We start from the raw sequence: 12,319 nt of genomic DNA on the forward strand, positions 1-12,319 counted from the left end.
GCGCCGCAGTCTCTCGATGAAAGCGGCCCGGTCAGCCCATGAGCGCCGGCACCAGGCGCAAAATGGCCTCGCCCAGAATGCCCTGCAGGGCTGCGGCCTGCCAGAGCAGGCCCACGTTGTCCAGCGTGGCGCGCGCCCGGGGCTGCAGATGGCCGGACCATGATCGGGCCAGCAAAAAGCCGCCCAGCACCATCATCAGCACGCAGTGAAAGCCCTGGTAGGCCACGATGACGCCCACGGCCGCGCTCCAGCCGTCCGCACGCGGTGAAAGCCCCGCGTCCAGATGGCCTGCCAGCGACAGGCCAAAGGCTCCCACCGCGCACACCAGGGTCCCCAAGGCGCAGGCACGCAGCAGGCGCTGCCTGTGCGGTCCGTCTCCCAGAGGTGAGCGCGTGCAGTGCCGCAGCAGCAGGGCACTGGCAGCCAGCAGCAGCACGTTGGCCATGGCCCGGGAGGACGCAGGCAGGGCCGCGCCCGGCGGAGGGCAGACCTCCAGCGCCATCGACAGGTGGATGTAGGCATAGGCGAAGGAGGCGAAGACCGTGAAGTCCACGGTGCACAGGATGAGCACGGCCCACCAGGAATGCGATCGCCTGCCGGCCGGCTGCACGGGCAGGAAGACGCCCGTGGCCACCTCGGCCCGTGGGGCCGGCGCAGTGCGGTCCAGTTGCCAGATCCAGGCCAGCATGGCGGCGATGGCGCCCAGGCCACAGGCAAAGGCCAGCGCCACCCATTCCACGGTCAGCAGCAAAAAGAAGGCGGCCGTGCCCGCTGCGGCCAGCAGCGGCGGCCAGCCGTCGGTGGGCAGGCGCAGCAGTTGCACGGGCCGGGCGCTGCGCGCATCGGTGAGCAGGGTTTCCCGGCCGCCGAAGACGGTGCCGGGCAGCCAGTAGCGGCCTTGCTCCACTTCCTGCGCCAGCGATGGCCTGTCCCACAGCGGCTCGGTGCCGCGCACTTCGGGAATGCTGCGCACGCCGTACTCGCGCGGCGGCAGCCATTCCAGCGTGCCTGCGCGCCAGGGATTGCCATGGTCGCGGTCCGGCCGGCGCACGGCCCGGGCCACGTCGATGAACAGCAGCAGCACGCCCAGCGCAAAGATGAAGGCGCCCACGGTGGACAGCAGGTTCAGCCCGTTCCAGCCCAGCGCGTCCGCGTAGGTGTAGACACGGCGCGGCATGCCCAGCAGGCCTGTCAGGTGCATGGGGAAAAAGGCGATGTTGAAGCCGCCGAACAGCAGGGCGAATATCCAACGTCCCAGCCGCTCGGACAGCGCCGCGCCGTTGAACACGGGCAGCCAGTAGTACAGGGCCGCGAACACGGGGAACACCATGCCGCCGATCAGCACGTAGTGCAGGTGGGCGACGATGAAGTAGCTGTCATGCGCCTGCCAGTCGAACGGAATCACGGCCACCATCACGCCCGTCAGCCCGCCCAGCACGAAGATGAAGTGAAAGCCCAGCAGGAACAGCGTGGGCGTGTCCATGCGCACGCGGCCCTGCCAGAAGGTGGCAATCCAGGCGAAGACCTGAAGCCCGCTCGGAATGGCCACCACGAAGCTGGCGATGGAAGTCAGCAGCAGCGCCGTCAGCCCCAGGCCGGCCGCGAACATGTGGTGTATCCACAGCAGCAGGCTGACCACGCCCACGCCGGCCAGCGCCCAGACCACGGCGCGCTGGCCCACCAGCGGCGTGCCTGCCATGGCGGGCACCATCATGGACACCATGCCGGCCGCAGGCAGGAAGATGATGTAGACCTCCGGGTGGCCGAAGAACCAGAAGAGATGCTGCCAGAGCACCGGATCGCCGCCGGACTGCGGATTGAAGAAGGGCCAGTCGAAGGCGCGCTCCAGCTCCAGCAGCGTGGTGGCCGCGATCACGGCCGGGAAGGCGAACACGATCATCAGCGCGCTGACCAGGGTGGCCCAGGCGAACACCGGCATCCGGCCCAGCGTCATGCCCGGTGCGCGCGTGAAGAGAATGCCGACGATCAGCTCGATGGCGCCCGCAATCGCCGAGATCTCGATGAAGCCGATGCCCAGCAGCCAGAAGTCCGCGCCGATGCCGGGCGAGTACTGCTTGTTCGTGAGCGGCGGGTACATGAACCAGCCGCCATCGGGCGACACGCCCCAGAAGATGGTGCAGAAGAACGCCAGGCCGCCGATCGCATAGGCCCAGAAGGCATAGGCGGACAGCCGGGGAAAGGGCAGGTCCCGGGCGCCCAGCATGCCCGGCAGCAGAAAGACTGCAATCGCCTCCACCACGGGCACGGCGAACAGGAACATCATCACCGTGCCGTGCATGGTGAACATCTGGTTGTAGGTGGCGGCGTCCAGCAGGTCGTTGTCGGGCACGGCCAGCTGCACGCGCATCACCAGCGCCAGGATGCCGCCCAGCACGAAGAACAGCAGTGCCGTCACGATGTAGAAGGCGCCGATCTGCGTGTTGTTCACGGCGCTGAAAATGCGCCAGCCGCGCGGGCGTGCCCAGGCACGCTCCAGTGCTTCGCGCTCGCCGGCGGGGCGGGGCAGGGCGCTGGGAAAGCCGTGCGGCGGGGCAGCATCTATTTCAGGGTGCTCAGCCATGCGGCGATGTCTTCCAGTTCGTGGTCGGGCACACGCCCGGCGCCCGAGGGCATGCGCGCCCCGGCCTTGAGCTGCTGGGTATGGGTGATCCAGGAGCGAAGGTTCTGTGGCGTGTTGGGCAGGCTGGCGGCGGCCAGCGACAGGCGGCCGCCCACATGGGTCAGGTCCGGCCCCAGGCCGCGCGAGGCCTCGTCGGCCACGCCGCGCACGCGGTGGCAGAAGCTGCAGCGGTGCTTCTCGAAAGCCTGCAGCCCCGGGTGGTTCACGGCAACGGAGGCGGGCCGCGCCTGCGCGGCGGACCAGCGCTCGAACGCCTGGGGCGCCACCACCAGTACGTCGAGCGCCATGCGCGCATGCTGCTCGCCGCAATACTCGGCGCATTGCCCGCGCCAGCGGCCCTCGGTTGTGGGCTGTACCAGCAGGTGCTGCAGACGGCCCGGCACCATGTCCATTTTTCCGCCCAGTGCCGGCACCCAGAAGCTGTGGATCACATCGCCGCTGGCCAGCGCGAAGTACACGGGCCGGCCCACGGGCAGCCGGACCTCGTTGGCCGTCACGAACTCGGCGCCCGTGCGCGGATCGCTGTAGCGTATGTCCCACCACCACAGGTGTGCCGTCACGGTCACCACCAATGCGTCGGCCGGGGGCATGGGGCGCCAGTCGGGGCGACGGCTTTCTCCATAGAAGAACAGGGCTGTCAGCACGGCAACGGGCAGGGCGATGCCGCCACCCGCCAGCCACAGGCGCACGCGCACCGGGCGCGCGCGGCCCAGCGACAGGGCCAGCAGCAGCATCACGCCCAGCAGCAGCGCCGCCGCGCCCACGGACAGCACGGCACTGAGTTCTCCGAACGAGGCCGCCTGCACGCTGCCCGCATGCAGCGATGACTGGGGGGTGGCGGCCGCCGTACCGCTCATTGGAGGCTGCCCAGGTAGGCCGCCATGTCGCGCGCCTGCGCGGCCGATACGCCCAGCGACGGCATGGTGGTGGAGGGCACCAGTGCCTGCGGGTGCACGATCCAGGCGCTCAGGAGGTCCGGAAGGTTGGGCAGCCGCCCGGCGATATAGCTGCGCCGCCCGAAGCCGTCCAGCGGCGTGGCGTCCCGTCCCCGGGCATCGGCCACCCCCGGAATGCTGTGGCAGCTGCCACAGCGGTACTGGGCCAGCAGGAGCCTGCCGCGCTCGACCGACGCGCTTTCCTGGCCAGCTGCCGCACCGCCGCACGCAAGCCAGAAGGCAGCGCACAGGCTTGCGGCGACTCGCTGGCGCCGGTGCAGGAAGGAGGGGAGCGCCTCGGGCATGGGGAAATTATTCCGCGTCCCCAATCAGGATCTGCTGACATTCGCGCAGCAGGGCGGGTAGGACAATTTCTCATGGCCTCCACCAAGCTGCGCACCGTGGCACTCACGCTTTTGGCCGTTGCCTGCGCGGCAGCGGGGCTGGCTGCCGCCCTGGTGTCCAGCGGCGTCTACAACGTGGCCGCCAATCGCCAGCACCTGAAGCCGGTCTACCAGTTGCTGGACATTGCCATGCGCCAGTCCGTGCGCTACCACGCGCGGGGCCTGGAGCCGCCGCGCGTGGCGGACGAAGCCATGCTGGCGCGCGGTGCGCAGTGCTATCGCCAGCACTGCGTGCAGTGCCACGGCGGCCCCGGCGTGGCGCAGGGGGCGGCGGGCCAGGGCATGCAGCCGCTGCCCGGGCCCCTGATCGACGCCACACAGCGATGGAGCGCCGGCCAGCTGTACTGGCTCACGCGCAACGGGCTGAAGATGACGGGCATGCCTTCCTGGGAATTTCGCCTGTCGGAGGACGATCTCTGGGCGGTGGTCGCCTTCGTGCAGAAGATGCCTCAGCTGTCGCCGCCGCAGTTCGCCGCGATGGCGGGGCAGGACTGGGTGGTGGGCTCCGCAGGACACGCGGGCCGGGACGATGCCTTCCAGCCGTGCAGGCCGCCCGTGCAGGCGCTGCGGCCCGGTGATGCCGTGCGCGGGCAGCGGGCCCTGTACCAGTACGCCTGTGTGGGCTGCCACACGGTGGCGGGCCAGGCCCAGGCCAGCCCGCAGGTGGGGCCGCCGCTGGACGGCATGGCGCGCCGCACCCGCATTGCCGGCGTGCTGGACAACACGCCCGACAACATGGTGCGCTGGCTGGTGCAGACCGACGCCGTCAAGCCGGGAACCGCCATGCCCGCCATGGGGGTCGCCGAGCAGGATGCACGGGACATTGCTGCCTACCTGGCCAGCTTGCGCTAGCGCTGGCTCAACGCTCGGCCTTGATGGAGCCGCGGATGTTGGTGATGGCCAGGCAGGCCTGCAGCGTCACCAGTGCCCAGGCGCCGGAGGACCATCCCCACAGCGCCCACAGCACATTGCTGAGCATCAGGATCCAGAAGCCCACATTGCGCCGCCCGGCGGAACGCGAGCCCACCCACCATGCGCCGATGAGGGAGGCCGCAAAGGCAGGCCACTGGAGCCAATCGGGAATGTCTGGCATGGGTTCTACCTGGATGGAGTGCAGTCAGGCCGCCTCAGTTGCCGGGCCGTGCCGGGTCGTCCTCGTCGATGGAGTGGCATTCCTTGCAGGCTCCGCTTTCGCGCGCGCGGGCGGCCAGGTTGACGTAGAAGGCCGCCACTTGCTGCAGCTGTTCCTCGTCCAGCCCCTCGATGCCGATCATGCGGTTGCTGGCAATCTTGTTGGCTGCCAGCAGCTCGTTGAGCTTCAGGTGCAGGGCCACGCTGTCCTTGTTCTGGCTTTGCTGGATGAGGAACACCATCAGAAAGGTCACGATGGTCGTGCCCGTGTTGATGACCAGCTGCCAGTTCTCCGAGAAGTGGAACATCGGCCCCGCCACGGCCCATACGGCCACGCAGATCAGGGCCACGCAAAAGGCCATGGGCGTGCCGGCCCAGCGCGTCACCCTGCTGGCGAAATGATCGAAGGCCGACAGCAGGCGCGAGTGGTCGGCATACGAGGCACTGCTGGTCTCGGGCATGGAGCCCAGGGCGTCTCCCGGTGTGCGGCGGCTTGGTGTGGAACTTGTGCTTTGCATGGGGGAAAACCGTCCGGAAAAAATCGATCAAGGCTGCTTGCGCACCATCTTCTTGCGCCGCTCGGCATCCAGTCCCGGCGTCTGCCGCATGTCGGTATCCACCTGGCCGGAAACAATGTCGTCATGGGCCTGTCGCATCACCGGGTCGGGCGCATCGCTGGTGGCGTCCAGGCTCTGGTCGCGCTCGTGCGGAAGGCGCAGGCCTTGTTCGGATGCGTCGGCTGCATCGGATTCACCGGGCGCATGGGGCGCCTTGCCCACCTGGCCGGGCAGCTTGGTCTGGCCATCGCCCGACGGCTTCGCCTGTGTGGGTGCAGAGGACTTGGATGCGGATGGGGTCTTGTCTTTCATGGCGTCTTCCTTTCGTTCGCGGGCCTGCGCAGGCGGCGCTTGGGCCATGGTCTCTTCGCTCGCGCGCAGCCGCCGTGGGACCACGCCGAAAGCGCAGGAACGAAAAGATGCCTCGCGCATGAACGCCGTTCTCAGGCACGTCGTTTGCCCTGTGGGAGACGCCCCACGCCGGCGGGCGCCCATGGCCCGCTGCCTGGGCCTTGCGCGCTGCCTAGACTGGAAGTCCGGCCCTGCAGCGATGGGGCCCGGCACCCTAGAAAAGGAGCGCGATATGAGCAGCGACAGACAGGAGCCCGGCAAGGGCAAGGTGGAGAACGATCACAACCGCCAGGGCGCGAAGCCGCCCACGCAAAGGAACGAAGGCCAGCGAACGCCCGAAAGCCGCCATGACCGCGAGGCCCATGTCGGCAGCGGCAACCAGGCCCAGACGCGCCAGAACAAGGGCGGCGGCCCAGGCGGTGACCGCGGCGCTGGATGAATTGCCGTTTCCTCGCGACAAGGGCACCCTCGGGTGCCCTTTTTTCATGGCTGCGAGGTTGCATCAACGCCCGTTCTTGCGGTCGCTGGGGCCATTGCGGTCGGACAGGATTTCGGCGGGCGGCCTGAGGCTGCCGCTGTCCGCGCCCTCGGCCTGCCAGGTGCCGCCCTCGCGCTGCGTGTTGCCGCGCGGGTGGCCCATGTCGGTTCCATCGTCGAAGTTCAGCGGGCCGTCCTGCGGCATGTCGTCGAAACGGTGCGCCGAGGCCTCGGCGATGGAATCGGCCACATCCTTTTCCGCGCTCAGGTGCTCGTTGATGTCCTTGCCTTCGGGCAGGTCGGCGCTGGCGTCTTCGCTGCGGTCGATCCGGGGAGTGTCGCTGCCGGTGGCAGCCGTGTTGTTCGGGGTGCGCATGATGATCTCCAAGGGGGTCCGGCCACCGTGGCCGGGTCATGGACCAAGCCTGCCTGCGCGGGCTTGCAGCGGGGGTGGGCACAGCACTTTCCTGGAGGTAGGAGCGTGCCGATGCGCTCGGATGCGCTCGGATGCAGTCCGATGCGGGAGGGCCGGCAGGCACGTCGATTGCTCTGTGTTTGCCCTGTGCGGCAGTGCGAAAAATGGCCACAGGGGACTGGCGCGATGTCCGCAAGGGCAGGGCGCTGCGTTCCTACGGCACATGGCCGCAAGCGCGCACGCCGGACGGCCGCCGCGGCCATCAGCATAGGAATCACTTTCAACTGCCAAGGAGCACATTCCATGACGCAATCGAACCCCGCAAACCGTGACCCGCTGTCCGACGCACCCGGCGCGCACCCGGTGGGCACCGGCATAGGCGCAGCAGGCGGCGCCGTCACCGGCGCTGCATTCGGCGCAATGGGTGGCCCCATCGGCGCTGCCGTGGGCGGCGTGGCCGGTGCCGTGGTCGGCGGGCTGGCCGGCAAGGGTGCAGCCGAGGCCGTGAACCCCACGGTTGAAGATGCCTACTGGCGCGATGCCTACCAGAGCGAGCCCTATTACGTGGCTGGCCGCAGCTACGAGGAATACCGCCCCGCCTACGAGCTGGGCTGGAACGCTGCCGCCGCACGCCGCGATGCCGACTTCGATGCCTTCGACGCCGAGTGGGAGCGCGAATGGACCACCCGCCGTGGCGCCAGCCATCTGGACTGGGACCAGGCCCGTCCCGCAGCCCGCGCCGCCTGGGCGCGCGCAGGCAGCCGTGATGTCCGTGACGAGACGGGCACCATCGTCGCTCCCGCCTATACGGGCGATATCGACAACGACGATGTGGTGGACGTGCTCAACGACCTGCTTGAATCCTGCCGCGATGGCGAGTACGGCTTCCGCACCTCCTCCGAGAACGCCGACTCGCCCGATCTCAAGGCCCTGTTCATGCGCCATTCCACCGAGTGCGGTGTTGCCGCGCGGGAGCTGGAAGCGGAAATCCGCAGGCTCGGCGGAGAGCCTGCATCGGGCGGCACGGTGGCAGGCGCGCTGCACCGGGGCTGGGTGTCCGTGAAGACGGCCCTGACCTCGCAGGACGACAAGGCGGTGCTGGAGGAATGCGAGCGCGGCGAGGACTCCGCCCTCGCCCAGTACCGCAAGGCGCTCAAGCAACCGCTGCCACCGGCCGTGCGCGTGGTGGTGGAGCGCCAGGCAGAGGGTGCCCAGCGCAACCACGATGAAGTGCGCGACCTGCGCGACCGTTACCGCAGCGCAGCCTGACCGCGCATCCCGCGCACCGCGCGGGCCACGGAATCGTCAGCCGCCCACGCCATAGGGTGCAAAGCGGCTGGCGTTCTCATCCACATGCAGCGCCTTTCCCACATAGGGAAAGGCGCGCTGCGTGCACTGGTCGCGTTCGCAGACCTTGCAGCCCATGCCGATGGGCGTGGCCGATTCCGGATCGCCCAGGTCCAGTCCCTTGGCATAGACCAGGCGCGCGGCATGGCGTATGTCGCAGCCCAGGCCGATGGAGAAGGTCTTGCGCGGCGAACCATAGCCGCGCTGCCCATGCGAGACCGAGCGCGCAATCCACAGGTAGCGCCGCCCATCGGGCATGCTGGCCAGCTGGCGCAGCACCTGGTCGGGCTGGCCGAAGGCCTCGTACACCGTCCACAGCGGGCAGGTGCCGCCCGTGCGGCTGAAGTGGAAATGCGTGGCCGACTGGCGCTTGGAGATATTGCCCGCGCGGTCCACGCGCACGAAGAAGAACGGCACGCCCGGTGCGCCCGGCCGCTGCAGCGTGCTCAGCCGGTGGCAGACGGTTTCAAAGCCCACGCCAAAGCGCTGGCCCAGCAGGTCGATGTCGTAGCGCAGTTGCTCGGCCGTCTCCAGGAACAGGTCGTAGGGCAGCAGCAGTGCGCCCGCAAAGTAGTTGGCCAGGCCCACGCGGGCCAGCTTGCATGACGCCGGATCGCCCTGGAAGGCGGCGGTGGCGATCAGCCGGTCCAGCGTATCGCCCATCTCCAGCAAGGCCAGCTGCGTGCCCAGCTGGAAGGCCTGTTGCGCAGGCTCCAGCGCCGAGGACAGCCACAGCGAGCGCGTGGCCGGGTCGAAGCGGCGCTGGCTTTGCCGGGAGTCTTCCGAGCGATGCACCTGCACGCCGTGGCGCTGCTGCAGCCGCCGGACCAGCCAGTCCGCCAGATGGCCCGGGTCCGCACGCGCCTCGCCGGCCAGGGCCTGGGCCGCGCGGTCCACTTCATCGAAATAGTTCTGGTGCGCAAAGAAGAAATCGCGCACGGCCTCGAACGGCATGGTGCGCGCCACCGGCATGTCCGAGCGGTCATCGCCCAGCCTGAGCGACATGCTCTCGATGCGCTCCAGGGCTTCCAGATGGCGGCGGTGCAGCGCCATCACCGCACGCCCCAGGGCGGGCATCTGCGCGGCGACTTCCTGCAGCTCGGGCAGGGCAATGGATTCGGGCGCCTCGGCAAGGGCCTCGCGCAGGCCGGCGACCAGGCGCGCCTCCTCGTCCTCCGAAAACTGCTGGATATCGACGCCCAGCGCACGGTTGAGCTTGAGCAGCACCGACACCGTCAGCGGCCGCTGGTTCTGCTCCAGCTGGTTCAGGTAGCTGGGCGACAGGCCCAGCGCGTGGGCCAGGGCGATCTGGGACAGGCCGTGCTCCGCGCGCAGTTTGCGCAGCTTGACGCCCATGAATGTCTTCTTCATGCCTGTTTCCTCGGGTGGCTGTTATTCGCAGAATTCGCAATATCGTGGGATTCGTTTCGCAAGAATTCGCCTTTTCAGCCCTATGGCTGAGCCGCTATTTTGCGTAGATTGCGAAGCATGACAACACCTGCTGGAACCGCCGAGCTGCGCGAACTGGTATTGCCCGCGCTGGCCAACCACCACGGCACGCTGTTCGCAGGCCAGGGCCTGCAGCTCATGGCCAAGGCCGCCTTTCTGGCAGCGCGCAGCCTGGCGCAGCGCGAGGTGGTGATGGCCGCCGTCACCGGCGTGGACTTCCTGGCGCCCGTGCCCGTGGGCCACGAGATCGTCCTGCGCGGCTGGGTCAGCCGCGTAGGGCGCAGCTCCATGACGGTCTGCGTCACCGCATCGGCCCAGGCGCCGGGCATTGCCTGCGAGGACGTGCTCAAGGGCCTGTTCGAGATGGTGGCTGTCGACCACAACGGCCTTCCTGCCGCCATTGCCCATTCCTATCTGAACCAGGAGACCCTTCCATGAGTACCACGATCATCGACGCGCCATCTGCGCCATCTGCGCCATCTGCGTCCGCATTCAAGCCCAAGAAATCCGTCGCGCTGTCGGGCGTGACCGCCGGCAACACGGCGCTGTGCACCGTGGGCCGCTCGGGCAACGACCTGCACTATCGCGGCTACGACATCCTGGACATTGCCGAGGTCTGCGAGTTCGAGGAAATCGCCCATCTGCTGGTGCACGGCAAGCTGCCCACGCGCCCCGAACTGCAGGCCTACAAGACCAAATTGCAGGCGCTGCGCGGCCTGCCGGCCAGCGTCAGGCAGGCGCTGGAGCAGCTGCCTGCCGGCGCCCACCCGATGGACGTGATGCGCACCGGCGTCTCGGCCCTGGGCTGCGTGCTGCCCGAAAAGGACGACCACAACCTGGCGGGTGCCCGCGACATCGCCGACCGGCTCATGGCCAGCCTGGGCTCCATGCTGCTGTACTGGTACCACTGGAGCAATTCGGGCCGGCGCATCGAGGTGGAGACCGATGACGACTCCATCGGCGGCCACTTCCTGCACCTGCTGCACGGCCACCGGCCTTCCGAAGGCTGGGTGCGCGCCATGCACACCTCGCTCAACCTCTATGCAGAGCATGAGTTCAACGCCTCCACCTTCACGGCGCGCGTGATCGCGGGCACGGGCAGCGATATGTATTCCTCCATCGCGGGCGCCATCGGCGCGCTGCGCGGGCCCAAGCATGGCGGCGCCAACGAGGTGGCCTTCGAGATCCAGAAGCGCTACGACACGCCCGACGAGGCCGAGGCCGACATCCGCCGCCGCGTCGATGCCAAGGAAGTGGTGATCGGCTTCGGCCACCCGGTCTACACCGTCAGCGACCCGCGCAACGTGGTCATCAAGGGCGTGGCCAAGCGCCTGTCCGACGAGGCGGGAACCACCCGCATGTACGACATTGCCGACCGATTGGAAGCGGTGATGTGGGAGGTCAAGAAGATGTTCCCCAACCTGGACTGGTTCAGTGCCGTCAGCTACCACATGATGGGCGTGCCCACGGCCATGTTCACGCCGCTGTTCGTGATCGCGCGCACCAGCGGCTGGGCAGCGCACGTGATCGAGCAGCGCCAGGACAACAAGATCATCCGCCCCAGCGCCAACTACACGGGGCCGGAGGACCAGAAGTTCGTGCCCCTCGATGCGCGCGCCTGAGCCGCCGCTGTCCTGAACCTGGCGGGCGGGCTGCAGGCCCGCCCGCATTGCATCCGCCCCATGAACCACACCCACAAGAAACCCCTGCCCGGCACCGCGCTGCACTACATCGACGCCCGCGCCGCCGTCGATGCCCTCTCGCCCGGTGCCTGGGCACGCCTGCCCTACACCGCCCGCGTCCACGCCGAGAACCTCGTGCGCCGCGCCGATCCCGCGCAGCTGGACAGCTACCTGCTGCAGCTCATCGAGCGCCGCCGCGACATCGACTTTCCCTGGTACCCCGTGCGCGTGGTCTGCCACGACATCCTGGGCCAGACCGCCCTGGTGGACCTGGCCGGCCTGCGCGACGCCATTGCGGCCCAGGGCGGCGACCCCGCCCAGGTCAACCCCGTCGTTCCCGTGCAGCTCATCGTGGACCATTCGCTGGCCGTGGAGTGCGGCGGCTTCGATCCCGATGCCTTTGCGAAGAACCGCGCCATCGAGGACCGCCGCAACGAGGACCGTTTCCACTTCATCGAGTGGACGAAGAAGGCCTTCGCCAACGTGGATGTGATCCCTGCGGGGAACGGGATCATGCACCAGATCAATCTGGAGAAGATGTCCCCTGTGGTCGCCGTGCAGGATGGCCTGGCCTTCCCCGATACCTGCGTGGGCACGGACAGTCACACGCCCCATGTGGACGCGCTGGGCGTGATCGCCGTGGGCGTGGGTGGGCTGGAGGCCGAGAACGTCATGCTGGGCCGCGCCTGCTGGATGCGCATGCCCGAGATCGTGGGCGTGCGCCTCACGGGCCGGCGCCAGGGCGGCATCACCGCCACCGACATCGTGCTGGCCCTGACCGAATTCCTGCGTCAGCAAAAAGTCGTCGGGGCCTATGTGGAATTCTTTGGCGAGGGCGCCGACAGCCTGAGCATTGGCGACCGCGCCACCATCTCCAACATGTGCCCCGAATACGGCGCCACGGCGGCCATGTTCTCCATTGATGACCAG

At 68.5% G+C, this 12,319-nt stretch carries 14 protein-coding genes; 6 read left to right on the plus strand and 8 right to left on the minus strand.

Annotation, left to right across the window (positions count from 1 at the left end):
* Positions 1-31: 31 nt before the first annotated feature.
* From ACM14_RS21725 to ACM14_RS21735, 3 genes are read right to left on the minus strand one after another with little or no spacing between them, the layout of a single operon-like run.
* On the minus strand, positions 32-2,581 hold the full coding sequence (locus tag ACM14_RS21725; protein ID WP_065347302.1) for a cbb3-type cytochrome c oxidase subunit I: 2,550 nt from the start codon (positions 2,579-2,581) through the stop codon (positions 32-34).
* Positions 2,560-3,498 (minus strand): c-type cytochrome, encoded by a 939-nt coding sequence (locus ACM14_RS21730; protein WP_065347303.1) that lies wholly within the window; start codon positions 3,496-3,498, stop codon positions 2,560-2,562. Before ACM14_RS21730 ends, ACM14_RS21725 begins: the two co-directional genes overlap by 22 nt.
* Positions 3,495-3,881, minus strand: a complete 387-nt coding sequence (locus tag ACM14_RS21735; RefSeq protein WP_013800486.1) for a cytochrome c family protein — start codon at positions 3,879-3,881, stop codon at positions 3,495-3,497. Before ACM14_RS21735 ends, ACM14_RS21730 begins: the two co-directional genes overlap by 4 nt.
* Before the next feature lie 72 nt (positions 3,882-3,953).
* Between ACM14_RS21735 and ACM14_RS21740 the strand changes: the two genes are divergently transcribed.
* A complete protein-coding gene (locus ACM14_RS21740; protein WP_065347304.1) occupies positions 3,954-4,832 on the plus strand; it encodes a c-type cytochrome in 879 nt (292 codons plus the stop codon).
* 7 nt (positions 4,833-4,839) lie between these two features.
* Here ACM14_RS21740 and ACM14_RS21745 read toward each other — a convergent pair whose 3' ends face one another.
* From ACM14_RS21745 to ACM14_RS21755, 3 genes are read right to left on the minus strand one after another with little or no spacing between them, the layout of a single operon-like run.
* Positions 4,840-5,073 (minus strand): hypothetical protein, encoded by a 234-nt coding sequence (locus ACM14_RS21745; protein ID WP_013800488.1) that lies wholly within the window; start codon positions 5,071-5,073, stop codon positions 4,840-4,842.
* A 34-nt stretch (positions 5,074-5,107) separates the two neighbouring features.
* On the minus strand, positions 5,108-5,629 hold the full coding sequence (locus tag ACM14_RS21750) for a low affinity iron permease family protein (protein ID WP_043821626.1): 522 nt from the start codon (positions 5,627-5,629) through the stop codon (positions 5,108-5,110).
* A gap of 27 nt (positions 5,630-5,656) precedes the next feature.
* Positions 5,657-5,980, minus strand: a complete 324-nt coding sequence (locus tag ACM14_RS21755; protein WP_013800490.1) for a hypothetical protein — start codon at positions 5,978-5,980, stop codon at positions 5,657-5,659.
* 271 nt (positions 5,981-6,251) lie between these two features.
* Between ACM14_RS21755 and ACM14_RS21760 the strand changes: the two genes are divergently transcribed.
* Positions 6,252-6,458 (plus strand): hypothetical protein, encoded by a 207-nt coding sequence (locus ACM14_RS21760; RefSeq protein WP_013800491.1) that lies wholly within the window; start codon positions 6,252-6,254, stop codon positions 6,456-6,458.
* A 63-nt stretch (positions 6,459-6,521) separates the two neighbouring features.
* On the opposite strand, the gene ACM14_RS21765 is transcribed toward ACM14_RS21760, so the two are convergent.
* On the minus strand, positions 6,522-6,872 hold the full coding sequence (locus ACM14_RS21765; protein ID WP_043821710.1) for a hypothetical protein: 351 nt from the start codon (positions 6,870-6,872) through the stop codon (positions 6,522-6,524).
* A gap of 342 nt (positions 6,873-7,214) precedes the next feature.
* Between ACM14_RS21765 and ACM14_RS21770 the strand changes: the two genes are divergently transcribed.
* Positions 7,215-8,180 carry a PA2169 family four-helix-bundle protein gene (locus tag ACM14_RS21770; RefSeq protein ID WP_065347305.1) on the plus strand — a complete coding sequence of 322 codons (966 nt, stop codon included), beginning with the start codon at positions 7,215-7,217 and terminating at the stop codon, positions 8,178-8,180.
* A gap of 36 nt (positions 8,181-8,216) precedes the next feature.
* Here the strand turns inward: ACM14_RS21770 and ACM14_RS21775 are convergent, their stop codons facing one another.
* Positions 8,217-9,629 carry a short-chain fatty acyl-CoA regulator family protein gene (locus ACM14_RS21775; RefSeq protein WP_013800493.1) on the minus strand — a complete coding sequence of 471 codons (1,413 nt, stop codon included), beginning with the start codon at positions 9,627-9,629 and terminating at the stop codon, positions 8,217-8,219.
* Positions 9,630-9,746: 117 nt separating this feature from the next.
* Between ACM14_RS21775 and ACM14_RS21780 the strand changes: the two genes are divergently transcribed.
* The 3 genes from ACM14_RS21780 to ACM14_RS21790 form a co-directional block, all read left to right on the plus strand.
* Positions 9,747-10,145 (plus strand): acyl-CoA thioesterase, encoded by a 399-nt coding sequence (locus ACM14_RS21780; RefSeq protein WP_043821632.1) that lies wholly within the window; start codon positions 9,747-9,749, stop codon positions 10,143-10,145.
* Entirely contained in the window at positions 10,142-11,329 is a 1,188-nt protein-coding gene (gene prpC, locus ACM14_RS21785; RefSeq protein WP_065347306.1) for a 2-methylcitrate synthase, read from the plus strand. The genes ACM14_RS21780 and prpC overlap by 4 nt, the downstream gene beginning before the upstream one ends.
* Before the next feature lie 60 nt (positions 11,330-11,389).
* A partial coding sequence (locus ACM14_RS21790) for an aconitase family protein (RefSeq protein WP_254662115.1) occupies positions 11,390-12,319 on the plus strand: 930 nt, incomplete at its 3' end.

This window comes from Delftia sp. JD2 (assembly GCF_001682645.1).
Lineage (GTDB): Bacteria > Pseudomonadota > Gammaproteobacteria > Burkholderiales > Burkholderiaceae_C > Comamonas > Comamonas acidovorans.